A 19,623-nucleotide genomic window follows, 5' to 3' on the forward strand; every position below is an offset into this window, starting at 1 on the left:
GCAGGAAGGTGGAACCGGAAACTAGCAGCGCTCACTTACCGCTGGTAACTCTCCGGTAAGTTACGTACCGGTAACTATTTCGTGAGGTGATCGGTGCGCGTGCGCCGCAACGCGACGGACCGGCCCCCGCCGGTCGTCCGGCGGGGCCCGTTCGCTGTCGGTGTGTCGGTGTGTCGGTGTGTCGGTGTGTCCGGTCAGGCCGTGTGCAGGGTCAGCCCGTAGCGGTTGAGGATCTCGTTGATGGGCTGGTGCCAGGTCTCGCCCCCGCTGGAGCAGTTGCCCCAGCCGCCGGAGGTGACACCCTGTGCCTGGTCGCCGCTGATGAACGAGCCGCCCGAGTCACCGGGTTCGGCGCAGACGCTCGTCTTGGTCATCTGGTGCACCGCGCCCTGGCTGTAGTTGACCGTCTCGTTCTTGGCCAGCACGCTGCCGCAGTGCCAGTGGGTGGTGGAGCCGGAGCGGCAGATCGAGGCGCCGATCGGAGCCTCCGCCGAGCCGCGCACCAACTGGTCCGGGACCGTGCCCCAGCCGAGCACCACGGGCACCGTCCACCAGCCGCTGCCCACGTTCACCCAGGCGTAGTCGTTGTCCGGGAACGAGGAGCCCTGGAAGTTGCCGATGTACGAGCCGTCCCAGCCCCTGACCTGCGAGCCGACTCCGCCGCAGTGTCCGGCGGTGACGAAGCCGCCGTGCACCGAGAAGCCTATGGAGCAGCGGACGTTGCCCGTGTAGTAGGGGTCTCCGCCCACGGTTCCGGCGGCGAACGTCTCCGCCGGGGCGCGCACGGTCCGCACGGTGACCGGGCCGGCCTCGCGGGCCTTGGCGACGAAGGCCCGGACATCGTTGTCAGTCCGCTGCTCGCGGACGACGTTCACGACGACCGTGTTGGCGGTCGGGTCCACGGACCAGCTGCTGACCCCGGCAGGGGCGTCGAGGCGGTCGATACGGGACTTGGCCGCGTCGAGCTGCCGGGCGCTGTGCTCGACGGTGCGCACGGCCGCGCCGGAGGCACGCAGGGTGCGGACCGTGGCGGCGTCGGCGTCCGCGGTGACGGCGACGGTCAGCTTCTCGCTCTCGGCGTCGAACCAGGCGCCGCCGTAGGCGGGTCCGGCGGTCCTGCGGGCCTCGGGCGCGAGGTCGGTGGCCTTGCGCTCGGCGGCCAGCCGGTCCTCCGCCTCGGCGCGGGTCAGGCCGAAGTCCCGCTGCATCGCCTGCAGCAGGCCGTCGGAGGCGGGGGCGGATTCGGCCGCCGGGGCCGTGGCGGAGTCGGGGGCGTCCTGCGCGGAGGCCGGCAGGGTGCCGGCCGCGGCCCAGCCGCCGAGCATGAGCAGGGCGGCCACACAGGCACGCGTGAGTCTGGTGCGTCTCATGGAAGGTGTGCCCTTCGTCGTTCCAGCAAGGTGGGGGTGGAACAACCACAGGTGAGAGCGCTCTCACCGGATCGAGCAGAGCTTAGCGAGCCGTCGGTGTCAGGTCTATGCCAATGTGCGGCTCAATTGCGGTGCGCGGTGGGGGAGTCCGGCCCACGGGGTGAGACCCGATCGGTCACCGCACCCTGCACCGCGTGCTTCACCGCGCCGCCTTCGCCGCCCGTTCCGCCTGCCGGGCGGCTTCCCGGGCCTCGCGTTCTGCACGGGCGCGGGCGTCCGCCGCCGCACGGCCGCGCTCCTGCGCCTCCGTCCGCTCCCGATCCGCCCGTTCGAGTTCCGCACGCGCCTGCCGGAGCCGGTCCTCCACGGCCGTCACCTGCTCCTGCGCCTCCCGGTGCCGCTCGCGCGCCGCCTCCAGGTCGGCGTCGGCCCGCTCCTGCTCGGTGCGCCGGCCGCAGAGCCGCTCCTCGGCCTCCCGGGCCGCCTCCTGGGCGAGGGCGAGCCGCTTCTGCCGTTCGGCCCTGCGCTGCGCGAGCTCGTCCTTCCCGCGCGGCGGGGCCGACGGCGCATGGGCCGGCGCGCGGGGCTCCTTCCGTGCCGGGCCCGGCGCGGTGGCCGCGAACTCCGACGGCGGGGTGAGGGTGCTCTCCAGCCGGCCGCCGGCCCACACCTCGGCCGCCTCCGGGTCGGCCAGCACGGCCCGCAGCGTCGTCTCCACGTCCCGCTGCACCGCGTCCGACAGCGGGTGGCCGGCCTCCCGCGCCAGCGCCGCCGCCTGCCGGGACAACTCCGAGACGATGCGCCGCCGTTGGGCCGACAGCTCCTTCAACCCCTCGGGGTCCAGGGTCGCGTACGCCTCGCGCAGCGCGCGTCCCAGTTCCAGGAACCGCTCCGCCTCGTCCGGCCGGGACCGGCGGAGCAGGTTCGCCGCCCAGGCGGCGAGGGTGGGCCGGCGGGCGGCACGGATACGGCGGGCGTCCTCGGTCCGCCCGGCGGTCCGGGCGGCCGCCGCCCGTTCCTCCCGGCGGGCGACGAAGTCGGACGGCGGCAGCGCGTACAGCTCGTCCAGGGCCGCCTCCACCTCCCCTTCGTCCCGCACCTCTTTGCGCCGCATGGTCCCCAGCGTCCACCGAAGGCGGCCACCGCGCACATCGGCGGGGCGCGCCCAGGGGCCGCCGCGGGCCCTCAGGCGCCGGGACGGCCGAACCGGTCGGGTGCCAGGGTGGCGAGCAGCGAGGTGACGGCCAGGTCCGTCGAGGCGGCCATGTCGACGGATCCGGGATCGAGCAGCCACTGGACCTGCAGACCGTCCATGACGGCGATGATCGCGTTCGCCGCGTCGTGCGCCCGCGCCCGGTCGGTCTCCGGCAGCCCGCACGCCTCGATCAGCGCGTCGGTCACGAAGGCGCGCAGCCCCGTGTACCGGTCGCGGAAGTACGGCTGTGCCGGGTGGTCGTCGGTGACGGACTCCGCGGACAGGACGGCGTAGAGCCGCACGATGCCCTCGCGTTCGGCGTTGCGGCGGGCGGTGTCGACCAGGTGGCGGAGGAAGGCGAGCCCTCGCGGCCGTTCGGCGCCGAGCTGCTCGATGTCGGTGCGGTCGCGCAGTTCGAGGACGCTGGTGAGCAGCAGCGCCTTGGACCGGAAGTAGTGCAGGACCCCGGCCTGGGTGACTCCCGCGCGCTCGGCGATCTCCGCGAGGGAGGCGTTGTTGTAGCCGCGGGCGGCGAAGGTGTCCATGGCGATGTCCAGGATGTCCTGCTGCCGCCGCCGGGCCTGGGGGCTGCGCGGCGTGCGGGGTTCCGCCTTCGCCCTGCGGGCGGGTCGGCCCACCGACTGATCGCTCATCCGCGACAGCTTACGGCCGGCCCGTTCGCGTCGCCGCAGATCCGCGAGCGCCACCCCGGATGTGTGACGCAGACCACTTACTAACCACTTAGTGGGTGTGCTTTCATGGCCGCCGTCACTCCGACGGAACGCCGCCGTCACGGCCGAAGGACACCCGCCCCGGGGCTTCAGCGCACCGCACCCTCCTTGCCCCGCCCGGCGTCCGACCGACGGCCGGACGGCGTACCCCACGCGTCACCCGACGAAGGAGAGCCGCACCGTGTCATCCCTGTCATCCGGGTCGTCCTCCGGGTCGCCCCGGAGAACCACCCCGTCCCGTCCCCGCCGGGTCCGCGCCGCCGCCGCGGCCCTCGCCCTGGCCGCCGCCGGCCTCGGCGTCACCGGCGCCGGCACCGCCCGGGCCGCCGCCCCCACCGCCCAGGTGTGGGTCACCACCGCCGACGGCGCCAAGAAGCTCTCCGCCGAGGGCAGCGTCCCGTTCGACGGCACCCCGCAGCCCGTCGACATCCGCATCGACGCGGCGAGCAAGGGCCAGCGCTTCACCGGCGCCGGCGCGTCCGTCACCGGCGCCTCCGCCCGTCTCGTCCAGAGCCTGCCGCAGAGCGCGCGCGAGTCGCTGATGAGGTCGCTGTTCTCCACCGGCCCGGACGGCATCGGGCTCAACTACCTGCGGCAGCCGCTCGGCAGCACCGACTTCGACGCCACCGACGACCACCACTCCTACGAGGACACCCCCGGCCAGTTCTCCATCGACCGGGACCGGGCCGAGATCCTCCCCGTGCTCAAGCAGGCCACCGCCGTGAACCCGGCCATCCGCTTCATGGGCTCGCCCTGGTCGCCGCCCGCGTGGATGAAGTCCGGCAACTCCCTCGACGGCGGCAGCCTCAACCCCGAGCACTACGGGGCGTACGCCGACTACCTGGTCAAGGCGATCAAGGCGTACGCGCAGGAGGGGATCACCCTCACCGACCTCACGGTGCAGAACGAGCCGGAGTTCGCCACCAGTTACCCGTCCATGTCGATGACCTCCGCCCAGCAGGCGGACTTTCTCAAGGTCCTCGACCCCAAGCTGACCGCGGCCGGACTGCCGACCAACATCCTGGCCTACGACCACAACTGGGACCACCCGAACTACCCGCTCGACGTGTTCTCCCGCACCTCGGGCATCAGCCGGGTCATTGGCGCCGCCTTCCACTGCTACGGCGGCCAGGTCGGCGCCCAGCAGCAGATCGTGAACGCCGGCAAGCGGGTCTTCTTCACCGAGTGCTCCGGCACCGACAGCGCGGACCCCGCCGCCACCTTCGGCGACACCCTGCGCTGGCACGCGGAGAACCTGGTCGTGCAGAACATGCGCAACGGCGGCGAGACCGTGATCAACTGGAACCTCGCCCTGGACCGGAACGGCGGCCCTCACCAGGGCCACTGCACCAACCGCTGCAACGGCGTCGTCGAGATCGCCGGAGGCAACGTCACCCGTAACGCCGAGTACTACGTGCTCGGCCACGTCAGCAAGTTCGTCAAGCCCGGCGCCACCCGCATCGGCTCCACCAGCCAGGGCGCCGGAGGCGTGCAGAACGTCGCCTTCCAGAACCCCGACGGCACCCGCGCCGCCTACGTCGTCAACACCGCCGGCAGCGCCCAGCGGTTCTCCCTCACCGACAACGGGGCGTCCCTCACGTACACCCTGCCGGCCGGAGCCGTCGCCACCTTCACCTGGAGCGGCACCGACAGCCCGGCCGGCCCGATCGACCCCGCCGCCTGGTACCGGGTCGTCAACGCGGGCAGCGGTGCCTGCCTCGACGCCGCCGACTGGGGCACCGCCAACGGCACCGCCCTGCAGCAGTGGGCCTGCGGCACCGGAGCCAACCAGTACTGGCAGTTCCGGCCCACCGGCGACGGCCACCACCAGGTCGTCAACCGCCACAACGGCCGGGTCTGGGACGTCGACGGCGGCCCCGGCGCCACCGCCGACGGCACCCGGGTGCACCTGTGGGAGTACGTGGGCGGCACCAACCAGCAGTGGCGTGCGGAGAGCACCGGCACCGCCGGCCGGTACCGGTTCGTCGCCCGCCACAGCGGCAGGGGCCTGACCGTCGACAACGCCTCCACCGCCGACGGGGCGCGCCTGTCCCAGCAGTCCTGCACCGGCTCGGCCGCCCAGACCTTCACCCTCACCGGCTGAGGCACGGCCGCCGGGCGCGGTTCACAGCCGCTTGCCCGCCACCTCGTCCTCGTCCGGCTCCGGCCCGGCGCCGTCCTTGCGGGCCCGGTGCAGCCGCAGCCGGTCGAGGCGCGAGATCACCGGGGTGGCGCTCACCCCGTGCAGGACCACGGACGCCAGCACCGTGAAGGTCACCACCGCCCACAGCCGCTCGGCCCGGACGCCGAAACCGGGGTGGCCGAGCGCGTGGGCCAGGTAGAACAGCGAGCCGATGCCGCGGATCCCGAAGAACGCGATCACCAGGCGCTCCCGGGGTCCGGCGGGCGTGCGCAGCTGCGCGATCCACCCGGCCAGCGGCCGGACCGCGACCAGCAGCAACAGGCACACCAGAGCGTCCTGCCAGGTCAGCGGCGCCAGACCGCCCTGGGCGACGAACACCCCGAGCAGGAACAGCAGCGCGGCGGTCAGCAGCCGTTCCACCTGCTCCACGAAGTCGTGCAGCACCCCGTGGAAGCCGTGGGCGCGCTCCGCCGAGCGGATCCGGCAGGCGGTGACGAACACCGCCACGAAGCCGTAGCCGTGCGCCAGTTCCGTCACCCCGTAGGCGAGGAACGTGGCACCGATGGCGACGAAACCCTCCCGGTGCTCCGACAGCCGCATCGTCCGCCACTCGGCCCGGAAGAACATCCAGCCGAGCAGCGCGCCGACGGCGAGACCCGCGCCCACGCCCACCGCGCACTTGTACACCACGTCGACCAGGAGCCAGTGCCCGATCCCGCCGGCGGTCGCCCGGCCGCCCGCGGCTGCGGCGAGCGCGACGGCGGCCAGCACGAACGGGAAGGCGAGGCCGTCGTTCAGGCCGGCCTCGCTGGTCAGCGTGAAGCGCACCTCGTCCTCGTCGTGCTCGGAGTCGGTGGGCGCGCCCACCCGCACCTCCGAGGCGAGCACCGGATCGGTCGGCGCGAGCACGGCCGCCAGCAGCAGCGCGGCGGCCGGCGGCCAGCCCAGCACACCCCAGGCGAGACCGGCCACCGCCGCGATGGTGAGCGGCATGGTGACGCCCAGCTGCCGCCAGGTGCCCTGCCAGTGGCGCCGGCCGAAGGGACGGTTCAGGGCGAGACCGGCGCCCATGAGCGAGACGAGCACACAGATCTCGGTGACGTGCTCCACCCACGCCCGGTCGGCCACCGGGTCGAGGTCCGGCAACGGCAGCGGCAGCAGTTGGAGGCCGATGCCGCACAGGAGGAACACCAGCGGCAGTGACAGCGGTCTGCGGGCCACCACGCGGGGCAGCACGGCCGCCGCGAGTGCGCCGGCCCCGAGCAGGGTGAAGAGAAAATCGGCGGAGGTCACCGATCACGTGTGCCCGGTACGGCCGCCCGGCACGCCGTCCGTCCGGCCCGAGGGCACCCTCCCGCGTGAAGGACGGGGCTCCGGTGGAGCACTGCGGCCGGTGCGCGCCGAGTGCGCGGCGTTGCGGCCCGGAGGGCTTGACGGCACGGGTGGCCCTCGGCGCTACTGGAAGGCGTGCCGGGCGCACGTGCGTGGGGGGACCGCCCGGTGCCGACCCGGTGTTCCCACCCCCTTGCGGACGCACGTCGAAAGGGTGACCGGTGCGGTCTCGATGGGCAGCGGCAGTCGTCCTGCTCGCCTCGGTGCTGCTCCTGCACCTGTGCTCGCCGGCCCGCGCGGCAGGCCCGCCCACGGACGTGACCCCCTCCGTCGTGACCACGGCGGAGGCCGCCCCGGCGGACATGACGACGGCGGACGTCACCACAGCGGGAGAACCCTCGGCCGTGACGGCCCCGCACGACGCCCCGGTCCCCCGGGTCCAACCGGTCGCCCCGGTTCAGCCTGCCGAACCGGCCGGACCTGCCGAACCGGCCGGACCTGCCGAACCGGCCGGACCTGCCGAACCGGCCGAACCGGCCGGACCTACCGAACTGGGCGGACCTGCCGAACCGGCCGGACCTGCCGAACCGGCGCACCCGCACCTGGGTACGCCCGCGCCCGGTGCGCCCGACGCCTCCCTCCGCCACCCCCTGGCCCGCGCGCCGAGGGCCTTCGGCCCGGCCGGCGTGCAGCACCCGACGGCCGGCACCCCGGCCACGACGACCGCACCGAACCGGTCGGCTCAGCCCACCCACCCGTCCGGCCCGCCACCGGACGCCCCGCCCCTCGCCGCGGGCGAACTGCGGACGGTCCGCTGCTGAGCGACGCCCGTACCACCCGAGGCCTGCGCCGTGCGGCCGACCGGGCACCGCCCGGTACGTGCGCCCCGACCTCCCGCCCACGGTGACCAGCAGGCCTTCTCGTGTCCCGGAAACCGTGACGACGCAGGAGGCACACATGGACAGGAAACCCATGGACAGAAAGCGCATTCTCGTGGTCCGGCCGGACGAGCTGGGACCCGGCGAGCTGAAGACCTGGAGAGAGCTGCGCGCGGAGTCCGGAGCACCCGGCAACCCCTTCCTCGACCCGGCGTTCACCACGGCCGTCGGCCAGGTCAGCCCAGCCGCCCGGGTGGCCGTCTTACAGGACGACGGCACACCCGTCGGATTCTTCCCGTACGAGAAGGGGCCGCTGGGGCAGGGCCGGGCCATCGGGCTGGGCGTGTCGGACAGCCAGGGGGCCGTGCTGCGCCCCGGCGTCCGCGTCGACCCGCGCACCCTGCTCGCCGCCTGCCGGCTCTCCTCCTGGGAGTTCGACAACCTGGAGGCCGGCCAGGACCTCTTCCTGCCGTACGCCGCCGAACGGCTCGCCGCGCCCGTCGTCGACCTCGACGCCGGGTACGGGCCGTACCTCGACGGGCTGCGCACCCGTTCCCCCGGCTTCCTCAAGCAGACCCTGGCCAAGGAGCGCAGGCTCGCCCGGCAGGTCGGCGAGGTGCGGTTCGTGTACGACGCCCGGGACCCGGAGGCGCTGCGGGCGCTGATGCGCTGGAAGTCGGCCCAGTACCGTCGGACGGGCCGGCGGGACCGGTTCGCGCAGCAGTGGATCACCGGGCTGGTGGACCTGCTGGCACACGGCGACGACCCCGAGTGCCGCGGAGTACTCTCCGTGCTGTACGCCGCCGGCCGCCCCGTGGCCGCCCACTTCGGACTGCGCTCGGCCACGGTCCTGTCCTGGTGGTTCCCGGCGTACGACCGTGACCTGGGACGGTACTCACCGGGCCTGGTGCTGCACCTGCGGATGCTGGAGGCGGCCGCCGCCGACGGGATCCGCATGGTCGACCTGGGCAGCGGGCCCGCCCGCTACAAGGACTCCCTCAAGACCCGCGAACTGCCGGTTTACGAGGGCGCCGTGGTGCGTGGGGGAGCGGGCGGGGCCGCGTACCGGCTGGGCCGGGAGCCCGCCAGGGCGGCCCGCCGCTTCGTGCGCGGCCACCCCCGGGTCGCCGCCGCGGCCCGGCACACCCTGACGCGGCTGGCGCGGCTCCGCGAGCGCTGACCCGCGCCGCGTACGCCGACGTCGGTACGCGGGATTACTCCCGCCGTCAGATGTTCCCGGCGTCCGGGCCCGGCACCGTGGGGTGCGTGAAACTCAGCCGCCCCGCACGCCGGGCCCACCTCGTCATCCACGTCACCGCCTCCGCCGGCTGGCTCGGACTCACCGTCGGGCTGCTTGCCCTCGGCGTCACCGCGACCACCACCGGCTCACCGGCCGCGGTGGAGGCGTCCGTCCGGGCCATGAAGCTGTTCGCCGACTGGCTCCTGCTGCCGCTCGCCCTGCTCACGCTCGGCAGCGGCCTCGTGCTGTCCCTGGGCACCCCGTGGGGACTGGCCAGGCACCGATGGGTCGTCACGAAGTTCTGGCTGACCCTGGCCACCACCGCCGCGACGGCCTTTGCGCTGCGGCCCGGAGTGGACGCCGCCGTGGCGGCCGCGGCCGCCGGGCATCCGCTGCCCGACGGGGGAGACGTCCTGGCGGGGCCGGTCGTCTCCCTGAGCGCCTACCTGTTCATGACGGCAGTCTCGATCCTCAAGCCGTGGGGCCTGACACGCCGCGGCCGGCGTCTGCGGGCGGCGGCGGCCCGGCGGCCGGAGCCCGCCGGACCGGCCCGCCCCTGACACCGGCCGGGCACGCCGTCACCTCACAGGGTGCGCTCCATCCGGTCGGCCATCAGCCGCACGAAGCGCGCCGGGTCCTTCGGCCGGCCGCCCTCCGCCAACACGGCCAGCGCGTACAGCAGTTCGGCGGTGTCGGAGAGGTCCGAGCGGTCCTCGCGCTCGCCGTACGCCTCGTTCAGCCCCTTCACCAGCGCGTGATCCGGGTTGAGTTCGAGGATGCGCCTGGTGCGCGGCACCTCCTGGCCCATGGCCCGGTACATGTTCTCCAGCGCCGGCGTCAGATCGCTGGAGTCGGCGACGAGACAGGCCGGGGACACCGTCAGACGCGTCGACAGACGCACCTCCTTGACGTCCTCCGACAGCTGCTCCCGCATCCAGCCGAGCAGACCCGCGTAGTCCTCGGCCTGCTTCTCCCGCTCGCCCTCGCTCTGCTCGTCCTCCCGCGCGCCGAGGTCGATCTCGCCCTTGGCGATCGACCGCAACGCCTTGCCCTCGAACTCGCCCACGGCGTCGACCCACACCTCGTCGACGGGGTCGGTGAGCAGCAGCACCTCGATGCCGCGCTCCCTGAACGCCTCCATGTGCGGGGAGTTGTCGATGCTCTCCCGGGACTCGCCGGTGATGTAGTAGATGTCGTCCTGGCCGTCCGGCATCCGCTCCACGTACTGCTTCAGCGTGACCGTGCCGTCGTCGCCGTGCGTGGTGGCGAACGACGTCACCGCGAGGAGCGCGTCACGGTTGTCGGGGTCGGTGATCAGACCCTCCTTGACCACGGCCCCGAACTCCCGCCAGAACGTGGCGTAGCGCTCGGCGTCGTCGGTCATCATGCTCTTGACCGACGACAGGACCTTCTTGGTGAGCCGGCGCTGCATCATCCGGATGTGCCGGTCCTGCTGGAGGATCTCGCGGGACACGTTCAGCGAGAGGTCCTGCGCGTCCACGACGCCCTTGACGAACCGCAGGTACGGCGGCAGCAGTTCCTCGCAGTCGTCCATGATGAAGACGCGCTTGACGTACAGCTGCAGCCCGCGCCGGAAGTTCTGGTTGAACAGGTCGTGCGGGGCGTGCGACGGCACGAACAGCAGGGCCTGGTACTCGAAGGTGCCCTCGGCCTGCAGCTGGATGGTCTCCAGGGGCTCGCGCCAGTCGTGGCCGATGTGCTTGTACAGCTCGTGGTACTCCTCCTCGGACACCTCCTCGCGCGAGCGCGCCCACAGCGCCTTCATCGAGTTCAGCGTCTCGGGCGCGGACGCCTCGCCGTCGTCGCCCTTCTCGCCGTTCTGGCCGTTCTGGCCGACGAGCCTGATGGGCCAGGTGATGAAGTCCGAGTACCGCTTGACGATCTCCTTGATCTTCCACACCGAGGTGTAGTCGTGCAGCTGGTTGTCGGGGTCGGCCGGCTTGAGGTGCAGCGTCACCGAGGTGCCCTGCGGAGCGTCGTCGACCTTCTCCAGCGTGTACGTGCCCTCGCCGCGCGACGTCCACCGCGTGCCCTGCCGCTCACCGGCCCGCCGGGTGAGCAGGGTGACCTCGTCCGCGACCATGAAGCCCGAGTAGAAGCCGACGCCGAACTGGCCGATCAGCCCCTCCGTCCCGGCCCCGTCCTGGGCCTCGCGCAGCTCGCGCAGGAACGCGGCGGTGCCCGAGTTGGCGATCGTGCCGATCAGCCGGCCGACCTCGTCGTACGACATCCCGATGCCGTTGTCCCGCACGGTCAGCGTACGGGCGTCCTGGTCGGTCTCGAGCTCGATGTGCAGGTCGGAGACGTCGGCGTCGAGCGTGTCGTCCCGCAGCGCCGCCAGACGCAGCTTGTCCAGCGCGTCGGAGGCGTTGGAGACGAGCTCACGCAGGAAGACGTCCTTGTTCGAGTAGACCGAGTGGATCATCAGCTGGAGCAGCTGACGGGCCTCTACCTGGAACTCAAACGTTTCGGTCGGCATGGTGCGCGATTACCTCACTGGTCCATGAAGTACCGGATGCTGGCGCGTTCACTTTAGTCAACACGGCCTCGCACTCCTGGCCGGTTTGCGGGGAGCCGATCATGAGGGTGGCGAGCGGACCGCCGCGTCCGGCGGCCACGGCCGTGTCCGGCAGGCCCGGGCCACCGTCCGTGTCCGCCGGTCGGCGACGCCGGGCGGGGGCGGCGGACGCGCCGCGCGCCACGGGGGCGAGGACGGGGTGGCCGTGCGGCGCGTGCCGGAGGCCGGGACGGAGGGTGCGGGTCGCGGGGCGGGCCGCCGGGCCGTGAGGTGCGCCGACCGCATTCGGGCGGAATCAGGTCGTCCGGCTGGTTTTTTCTCCGGCGTGCGAGCATGGGTGGATGAGCATCCAACGCAGGAACAACATCCGTGTGTCCGGTCGCACGTCCGGACGCACGGTCGTCCTGGCGCACGGATTCGGCTGTGACCAGAACATGTGGCGTCTGGTCGAGCCGGCTCTGGCCAAGGACCATCGGGTGGTGCTCTTCGACTACGTGGGCGCCGGCCGCTCCGATCTGTCCGCCTGGCAGGAGGAGCGCTACTCCTCCCTCGAGGGCTACGCCCGCGACGTGGTCGAGGTCTGCGAGGAACTCGACCTCCGGGACGCGGTGCTGGTCGGCCACTCCGTGAGCGCGATGGTCGGCGTGCTGGCCCGTGCCGCGGCGCCGGAACGCATCGGCTCGCTGGTCATGGTGTGCCCCTCGCCGTACTACATCGACGAGGACGGCTACCGCGGCGGATTCACCGCGGAGGACATCGACGAACTCCTGGAGTCGCTGGAGTCGAACTACCTGGGCTGGTCGGCGGCCATGGCCCCGGTGATCATGGGCAACCCGGACCGGCCCGAGCTGGGCGAGGAGCTGGCCAACAGCTTCTGCGCCACCGACCCGGACATCGCCCGGGTCTTCGCGCGCACCACGTTCCTGTCCGACAGCCGCAAGGAGCTGGCGGACGTGACCGCGCCCACGCTGATCCTGGAGTGCGAGCAGGACGCCATCGCCCCCCGGGAGGTCGGCGCGTACGTCCACTCCGCGATCCCCGGAAGCGAACTGGTCACCCTGGCCGCCACCGGCCACTGCCCCCAGCTGAGCGCCCCGGAGGCCACCGCCTCCGCGATCTCCTCGTTCGTCGCGGACCTGGAGCGATGAATCCGGCGGCAGGCGGCTCCGACGGATCGGGCATGGGCCTGCCCAGCACCCGCGCGGCCTTCAGCGCCCTGCTGGAGGACTCCGCGGAGGACCTGTACGAGTCGGCGCCGTGCGGCTACCTGTCCACCCTGATGGACGGCACCATCGCCAAGGTCAACGCGACCCTGCTGGGCTGGCTCGGGCTGACCCGCGACGAGGTCGTCGGCCGCATGCACTTCAGCGACCTGCTCACGGTCGGCGGCAAGCTGTACCACGAGACGCACTTCGCCCCGCTGCTGCGCATGCAGGGACACCTCGGCGGGATCGCCCTGGACATGCGCACCGCACAGGGCGCCAAGCTGCCGGTGCTGGTCACCTCCACGGTCAAGACCAGCGACGACGGCGAGCCCCTGCTGATCAGGACCACCGTCTTCGACGCCACCGACCGGCGCGCCTACGAGCGGGAACTGCTGCGCGCCCGGCGCGTGGCCGAGGAGGCGCGCGCCCAGGCGGAGGCCGACCGCGAGCGGCTGCGCGAGGCGCTGGCCGTCCTCCAGCAGAGCCTGCTGCCCGCGGCCCTGCCCCACATCCCCGGCGTGGAGACCGCCTGCCACTACCACACGGCCTCACCGATCGAGCTGGGCGGCGACTTCTACGACCTGTTCCCGGTGGACGACGACAAGCGGTTCGCCTTCTTCCTCGGCGACGTGTGCGGCAAGGGACCGCAGGCCGCCGCGCTGACCTCCCTCACCCGCTACACCCTGCGCGCCGCCGCCCTGCACGCCTCCGATCCCGTCGCCAACCTGCGCATCCTCAACACGGTGCTGCTGGACCGCTACACCGGTGACGATCCGCGGTACTGCACCGCCGTGGTCGGCCTGATGGAACGCTCGGGGAACACCGTGGACGTCCACCTGGCCTCCGGCGGCCATCCCCCCGCCCTGGTGGTGCGCGGCGACGGCGGCGCGGAGTACCTCTCGACCCGGGGCGGCATGCTCGTCGGCGCCCTTCCCGACGCCCAGTTCGTCGACGTCCACGTCAGGCTGCGGCCGGGGGACACGCTGCTGCTGTACACCGACGGCATCACCGAGGCCCGTACCGGGCCCGACCGGGAGCTGTACGGATACGAGGCCCTGGAGGCCTTCGCCGCCGGCCTCGCCCCCGCCGGCCCCCGCCGGCTGGTCGACGCGCTGACGGGGCTGCTGCGCGGCTTCGGCGACGGGCTCGACGACGACACGGCCCTGCTCGCGATCGGCCTCCCCGCCCGCACCGACACCGAATCGGAAAACCAGGCATGAACCCCTTGACGATCACCGCGTCGCACGCGCCCGGCGGCCTCGTCCTCGAGGCCGTCGGCGACCTCGACCACACCAACGCGCAGCGCCTGCGCCACGCCGCGCAGGAGGCGGAGCTCCCGCCCGGCGGGCTCCTGGTGGTGGACCTGAGCAGGCTCGAGTTCTGCGACTCGAGCGGCATCACCGCGCTGATCGCCGTGCGCAACCGCGCCGAGGCGGCCGGCGGCGCGCTGGTCCTGGTGGTCGTGTCGGCCGCTCTCCGGCGCCTGCTGAACCTGACCGGACTCGACCAGGTGCTCGACGTCCGGGACGCCGTGCCGCTGCTCACCGACCACTGAGCGCGAGGCGCGGCCCGTGCCCGACCCGGCGATGCCTCTTTCGCGGCCCTCACCCAGCGCCTGGGCGCCCGGTTCACCATGCCGCTCGGCATGCTGCTCCAGGCCGCCGCCTGCTTCGGCATGCTCACCTGGCGGACCGACTCGTCGTACGCCACGATGTCGCCGCCGTTCATCGCGCTCGGTCTCGGCGTCGGCATGGTGATGGCCGCCTCCTCCGAGGCCGTCGTCGGCAACGCCCGTCCGCGACGGCGGCGTGGCCGGCGGGCTCCAGGCCACCACGCTGCAGATCGGCGGAGCGCTGGGCACCTCCGTGCTGGTCTCCCTCATCAGCGGCAGGGTCGGCGCCACCCTCACCGGGGAACTGACCGCCGCGGGCGTGCCCGCCGACCTGGCCGGACGGCTCCACGAGGCCAGGGACGCGGTCGCCATGGGCGTCGCCCCCGTCTCCGCCGACATGCCGGCCGGCCTCCGGGCGGCCGTCGCCCGGGGCAGCGGCGAGGCCTTCCTCAACGGCGTCCACACCGCCTTCGTCCTCGCCGGTCTGCTGTGCCTCGCGGGCGCGGTCCTGGCCGCCGTGGCTCTCGCCCGCCCCGCGCGGGAGCCGGCGGCGCACTGACCCGCAGACGGCGGGCGCCCCGGCCACCCGGCCGCCCGCCACCCACCCCGTGCATCCTCCGGGCGTGCCCCGTCCGGGTCCGGGCACCCGGAGGGATGCCGGACGCGAGGCTGGGCACCCGGCCGGGCGCGGACACGAGCGTGACGACGGGCAAGGGGCCGACGATGACGCTGCGGATCGGGGCAGAGGAAGAGTTCCACCTGGTGGACGAGGTGAGCGGCCGTCTCGTGCCCCGCGCCGACACGCTCCTCGCGCGGCTCCCGCGCCCCGGGTTCACCCGCGAACTGCAACAGTCCGTCGTGGAGCACAACAGCCGCGTGCACGACAGCCTCGACGGGCTCCACGCGGACCTGACCGCCGCCCGCCGCCGCCTGGACGAGGCCGCCGCCCTCCTCGGCCTGGCCCCCGTGGCCGCCGGCACCGTCCCGCTGGCCCCCGCCGCCGCCCACGACATCACCCCGGAACCCCGCTACCTGGGCATGGCCGACGACTACCGGCGGATCGCCGACGAACAGCTCGTGTGCAGCGCCCAGATCCACGTCGACGTACCCGACCGGGACACCGCGGTACGCGCCATGTGCCCACTGTCGCCCTGGCTGCCGCCGCTGCTGGCACTGTCGGCCAGTTCGCCGTTCTGGCTCGGGACCGACACCGGGTACGCCAGCTGGCGCACCATGCTGTGGCAGCGCTGGCCGACCGCGGGCCCCGCCGGCTGCTACCGCGACGCCGCCGAGTACGAGGCCGCCGCCGACGCGCTGATCGGCTCGGGCGTCATCACCGACACCGGCATGCTCTACCAGGACGTACGGCCCTCCGCCCACCAGGACACCCTGGAACTGCGCATCTGCGACGCCTGCCCGCGCGCCGAGACCGTGGTGCTGATCGCCGGACTGTTCCGCGCCCTGGTGCACGACGCCCTCGACCGGCTGGCGCGGGGCGCGGCACCCCGGTGCGACGGGCACCACGAGTGGCTGCGCGCCGCCGCCTGGCGGGCCGCGCGCTCCGGCCTCGAAGGGCCGCTGGTCGACCCGCTGACCCGCCGCCCGGCACCGGCCGCCGACGTGCTGCGCCGGATGCTGCTGAGGCTGGTCCCCGCCCTGGAGGCCCACGGTGACGTCGCCACCGTGCGCGCGCTGCTCGACGAGGCCCTCCTGACCGGCAGCGCGGCGCACCGGCTGCGGCGGACGGCCGAACGGGAGGACCTGCGCGCCGGCACCCGCATGCTGGCCGCCGAGACCCGGGGCGACCGCCCCCCGACCCCCGCTTACGGACCCGGTCCCGGGCGGCGGCCCGCCACCCCGCCGGGCACCGCGCGGATCCACACGCAGGCCGGCCCCGGCGGGCCGGCCTGAACCGGTTGCCGACGCCCGTCCCGCGATGTCGGTACCACCTGTCACACTTCTGTGGCGTGCGGGGGAGCGACGCGGGTAGTCGCGCGGTGTGATCGTTGAGTAGAGGCGGACCGGATGGAATCAGATCCTGTCGACGACGAGGGGGCCACGGTGCAGGGCGCACCGCGGCTGCGGGCTTCGTACGCCCTGGACGGCGACGGGGCGTGGATAGCGCAGGCCCGCCACCTCGCCGCCGCATTTTTGGCCCGGGTGCGCTCGGAGGACGGCCTGCCGGTGTCGACCCGCGCCATGGAGATCACCCAGCTCGTGGTGAGCGAGCTGGTCACCAACGCCCGCAAGTACGCGCCGGGCCCCGTCCGACTCGACCTGCGCGTCGCCGACGGCACCGTCGAGGTGGTCGTCCGCGACGGCAACCCCCAGGCGCCGGTGGCCCGCAGCGCGGACCCCGGCCGGGTGGGCCAGCACGGACTGGAGATCGTGATGGCCGTCGCCCAGGCCCTGGACGTACGGCAGGAGCCGGCCGGCAAGAGCATCACCGCCCGCATCTCCCTGTTCGCCTGAGCGTCCGGCCCGCCGCCGCGCGCTCAGCCGCCGTCGGTCCGCCGCCCCTCGGGCAGCGGCTGCTCCGTCCAGATGACCTTGCCGTCCGCCGTGTAGCGGGTGCCCCACCGGTCGGCGAACTGCGCCACCAGGAACAGCCCGCGCCCGCCCTCGTCCGTGGTGGCGGCCCGCCGCAGGTGCGGTGAGGTGCTGCTGCCGTCGGACACCTCGCAGATCAGGGCCCGGTCGCGGATGAGCCGCAACCGGATCGGCGGCGAGGCGTGCCGGACGGCGTTGGTGACCAGTTCGCTGACGATCAGCTCCGTCACGAACGACTCCTCCTCCAGGCCCCAGGCGGCCAGCGTCCGGGCGGCCTCAGCGCGCACCGCACCCACGGCGGACGGGTCGCAGGGGACGTCCCAGGCGGCGGTGCGGTCGTCGCCCAGCGTCCGCGTACGGGCCACCAGCAGTGCCACGTCGTCGTGCGGCCGCTCCGGCAGCAGCGACTCCAGCACCCTGTCGCACGTCTCCTCCGGGCCACCCGCCGAGTCGGCCAGCGCCCGCCGCAGCAGTTCCAGCCCTTCGTCGATGTCCCGGTGGCGGTCCTCCACCAGCCCGTCGGTGTACAGCACCAGACTGCTGCCGGGCGGCAGCCTGAGCGCGGCGGACTCGAACGGCAGACCGCCCAGACCGAGCGGCGGCCCCGCGGGCACGTCGATGTACCCGGCCCGTCCGTCCGGCTGGAGCAGGGCCGGCTGGAGGTGCCCGGCCCGGGCCAGCGTGCACCAGCGGGTCGACGGGTCGTAGACGACGTACAGGCAGGTGGCGCCGGTGACCGGCGCCACCTCGCCGTCCCCGCTCTCGTCCTGGTCGATCCTGGTGACGAGCTCGTCCAGGTGCCACAGCAGCTCGTCCGGCGGCAGGTCCAGGGTGGAGAAGTTGTGCACCGCCGTGCGCAGCCGCCCCATGGTGGCCGCGGCGTGCAGCCCGTGGCCGACCACGTCGCCCACCACGAGCCCCACCCGGGCGCCGGGCAGCGGGATCACGTCGAACCAGTCGCCGCCGACGCCGCCGCGTCCCGCCAGCGCGGGCAGATAGCGGCGGGCGACGTCCAGGGCGTTCTGCTCCGGCAGCGCGCGGGGCAGGAGACTGCGTTGCAGCGTGGCCGCCATGGCGTGTTCGCGGGTGTAGCGGCGGGCGTTGTCGATGCTCACCGCGGCGCGGGCCACCAGTTCCTCGCCGAGCGCCACGTCGTCCTGGTCGAACGGCTCGGGCTGGCGGGAGCGCCAGAACGTGGCCACACCCAGGACGACCCCGCGGGCGCGCAGCGGCACCGCGATCAGCGAATGGACACCGGCCGCCACGACCTCCAGGGCCCGCCCGGGGTCCGGCTCCTGCCAGCCGGCGAACGCCGCCATGTCGGGCTCCAGGACCGACCGGCCCGTGCGGAACCCCGCGCCCTGGGGCGTGGCGGGGGAGAAGCGGACCAGCTCGCCGAGCGGCAGGAACGGCACGTCGTCCCGCACTCCGCGGAACGCCACCCGGCGCAGCCCCGGATCGCTGTGTGCGGGCTCCTCCCCGCGCAGCACGGGCTCCGCCAGGTCGACGGCGACGTAGTCGGCGAACCGCGGCACCGCGAAGTCCGCCAGTTCCTGCGAGGTGTACTCGACGTCCAGGCGGCTGCCGATGCGCAGGCCGGCGTCGTACAGCAGGCGCAGCCGCTGCCGGGCCGCGTCGGCCCGGCCCGCGAGGGACCGGAGCTCGGTGGTGTCCCGCAGGGTCACGACGCTGCCGCACGGCCCGCCGTCCCGGTCGGTCGGACGCTGGCTCACGGCCAGCAGCCGGCCCCGGGCCACGTACACCTCGTCGGTGGCGGTGCGGCCCTCGGCGAGCAGCCCGGCCAGGTCGGGGTCGACGCCGGCGGCGGACGGGGTGCGCCCCTCCGCGTCCGCGGGCAGGTCGAGCAGCCGGCGCGCCTCGTCGTTGGCCAGGGCCACCCGGCCGTCGTCGTCGACGATCAGCACACCCTCGCGCACCGCGTGCAGCACGGCGTCGTGGTGTTCGTACATCCGGGTCATCTCGGCGGGTTCCAGGCCGTGCGTCTGCTGCCGCAGCCGCCTGCTGACCAGGCCCGTCCCGAGGACGGACAGGCCGAGGGCGACGCCGGTCGCGCTGAGCAGCAGCGGCAGCTGGTGGTTCGCCGTCTCGCTGACGCGCTCGAGGGTGATGCCGGCGGAGACCAGTCCGACCACCCTGCCGTCGGCTTCGGTGACCGGCACCACCGCCCGTGTGGACGGGCCGAGCGTGCCGGTGACGGTCTCCCGGACCGTGCCGCCCTGGGCGGCGGGCCCGATGGTGCCGATGTAGTGGCGGCCGATCTGAGCGGGATTGGGGTGGGTGTGGCGTACGCCCTGCGGGGTCATCACGACGATGAAGTCGACCCCCGCCGCCCGGCGCGCCGCCTCCGCCCGCGGCTGCAGCACCGCACTGGGGTCCTCGGCGGCCAGCGCGCTCCGCACTCCGGGGGCGTGGGAGAACGTCCGCGCCACGGCGAGGGCACGGTCCCGGGCCTCCTTCTCGCCGTCGGCGCGCGCCTGGAGCACCAGGGACGCCGCCGCGGCGAGAGCGAGGAACAGCACGATCACCACTTGCAGGGCGAACACCTGGTGGGCGACGGGACGTGCGCTCACCACCGGGCGGAGGCGGCCGAGGAATCCGGCCATGACACTTTTCTAGCACCGCCGCTCGGACGGGCGCGAACGGTCGGCCGGGGCGGGCCGCGGCACCGGCGGGCGGCCGTGCGCTCCGGAAAGGGCCTACAACCCCCGCCCCGGCGGCTCCGGCACGGCCGAGCGGCGTGTCACCCACGGGCCCGCCGGCGCTCGGCCCGGCGGCTCCGGCACGGCCGCCCGGCGCGCCGCCCACGG

14 protein-coding genes and 1 pseudogene are annotated in these 19,623 nt (G+C 73.9%); 9 read left to right on the top strand and 6 right to left on the bottom strand.

What is annotated here, in order from left to right:
- Window positions 1–194: 194 nt before the first annotated feature.
- The 3 genes from FGW31_RS33235 to FGW31_RS33245 form a co-directional block, all read right to left on the bottom strand.
- Window positions 195–1,370, bottom strand: coding sequence for a S1 family peptidase (locus FGW31_RS33235; RefSeq protein ID WP_142197327.1), 1,176 nt, complete (start codon window positions 1,368–1,370; stop codon window positions 195–197).
- 199 nt (window positions 1,371–1,569) lie between these two features.
- Entirely contained in the window at window positions 1,570–2,484 is a 915-nt protein-coding gene (locus FGW31_RS33240) for a hypothetical protein (RefSeq protein WP_142197328.1), read from the bottom strand.
- A gap of 71 nt (window positions 2,485–2,555) precedes the next feature.
- Window positions 2,556–3,218 (bottom strand): TetR/AcrR family transcriptional regulator, encoded by a 663-nt coding sequence (locus tag FGW31_RS33245; protein WP_182674993.1) that lies wholly within the window; start codon window positions 3,216–3,218, stop codon window positions 2,556–2,558.
- A gap of 355 nt (window positions 3,219–3,573) precedes the next feature.
- Here FGW31_RS33245 and FGW31_RS33250 point away from each other — a divergent pair, with 355 nt between their 5' ends.
- Window positions 3,574–5,400 carry an RICIN domain-containing protein gene (locus tag FGW31_RS33250; protein WP_185907440.1) on the top strand — a complete coding sequence of 609 codons (1,827 nt, stop codon included), beginning with the start codon at window positions 3,574–3,576 and terminating at the stop codon, window positions 5,398–5,400.
- 21 nt (window positions 5,401–5,421) lie between these two features.
- Here the strand turns inward: FGW31_RS33250 and FGW31_RS33255 are convergent, their stop codons facing one another.
- A complete protein-coding gene (locus tag FGW31_RS33255) occupies window positions 5,422–6,732 on the bottom strand; it encodes a cation:proton antiporter (RefSeq protein WP_142197329.1) in 1,311 nt (436 codons plus the stop codon).
- A gap of 1,011 nt (window positions 6,733–7,743) precedes the next feature.
- Here FGW31_RS33255 and FGW31_RS33265 point away from each other — a divergent pair.
- Together FGW31_RS33265 and FGW31_RS33270 are read left to right on the top strand one after the other, a co-directional pair.
- On the top strand, window positions 7,744–8,829 hold the full coding sequence (locus FGW31_RS33265; protein ID WP_142197359.1) for a GNAT family N-acetyltransferase: 1,086 nt from the start codon (window positions 7,744–7,746) through the stop codon (window positions 8,827–8,829).
- Between the two features lie 50 nt (window positions 8,830–8,879).
- Window positions 8,880–9,449, top strand: a complete 570-nt coding sequence (locus tag FGW31_RS33270; protein ID WP_182674989.1) for a DUF2269 domain-containing protein — start codon at window positions 8,880–8,882, stop codon at window positions 9,447–9,449.
- Between the two features lie 23 nt (window positions 9,450–9,472).
- Here the strand turns inward: FGW31_RS33270 and htpG are convergent, their stop codons facing one another.
- Window positions 9,473–11,389 carry a molecular chaperone HtpG gene (gene htpG / locus FGW31_RS33275; RefSeq protein ID WP_142197331.1) on the bottom strand — a complete coding sequence of 639 codons (1,917 nt, stop codon included), beginning with the start codon at window positions 11,387–11,389 and terminating at the stop codon, window positions 9,473–9,475.
- A gap of 380 nt (window positions 11,390–11,769) precedes the next feature.
- Between htpG and FGW31_RS33280 the strand changes: the two genes are divergently transcribed.
- The 6 genes and pseudogenes from FGW31_RS33280 to FGW31_RS33305 all read left to right on the top strand — a co-directional run bounded on the left by FGW31_RS33280 (window position 11,770) and on the right by FGW31_RS33305 (window position 16,717).
- A complete protein-coding gene (locus FGW31_RS33280; protein ID WP_142197332.1) occupies window positions 11,770–12,576 on the top strand; it encodes an alpha/beta fold hydrolase in 807 nt (268 codons plus the stop codon).
- Between the two features lie 32 nt (window positions 12,577–12,608).
- Window positions 12,609–13,853, top strand: coding sequence for a PP2C family protein-serine/threonine phosphatase (locus tag FGW31_RS33285; protein ID WP_233288756.1), 1,245 nt, complete (start codon window positions 12,609–12,611; stop codon window positions 13,851–13,853).
- On the top strand, window positions 13,850–14,188 hold the full coding sequence (locus FGW31_RS33290; RefSeq protein ID WP_142197334.1) for an STAS domain-containing protein: 339 nt from the start codon (window positions 13,850–13,852) through the stop codon (window positions 14,186–14,188). The genes FGW31_RS33285 and FGW31_RS33290 overlap by 4 nt, the downstream gene beginning before the upstream one ends.
- Window positions 14,189–14,230: 42 nt before the next feature.
- Window positions 14,231–14,804, top strand: a pseudogene (locus FGW31_RS33295) (MFS transporter); the annotation flags it as partial.
- Between the two features lie 164 nt (window positions 14,805–14,968).
- On the top strand, window positions 14,969–16,156 hold the full coding sequence (locus FGW31_RS33300) for a carboxylate-amine ligase (RefSeq protein WP_142197335.1): 1,188 nt from the start codon (window positions 14,969–14,971) through the stop codon (window positions 16,154–16,156).
- A gap of 114 nt (window positions 16,157–16,270) precedes the next feature.
- Entirely contained in the window at window positions 16,271–16,717 is a 447-nt protein-coding gene (locus FGW31_RS33305; RefSeq protein ID WP_142197336.1) for an ATP-binding protein, read from the top strand.
- A 23-nt stretch (window positions 16,718–16,740) separates the two neighbouring features.
- Here FGW31_RS33305 and FGW31_RS33310 read toward each other — a convergent pair whose 3' ends face one another.
- The gene (locus FGW31_RS33310) at window positions 16,741–19,419 is read right to left on the bottom strand and encodes a SpoIIE family protein phosphatase (RefSeq protein WP_142197337.1); all 2,679 of its coding nucleotides are present in this window, start codon (window positions 19,417–19,419) and stop codon (window positions 16,741–16,743) included.
- Window positions 19,420–19,623: the final 204 nt, after the last annotated feature.

The sequence above is a fragment of the Streptomyces calvus genome, assembly GCF_006782915.1.
Taxonomy (GTDB): domain Bacteria; phylum Actinomycetota; class Actinomycetes; order Streptomycetales; family Streptomycetaceae; genus Streptomyces; species Streptomyces calvus.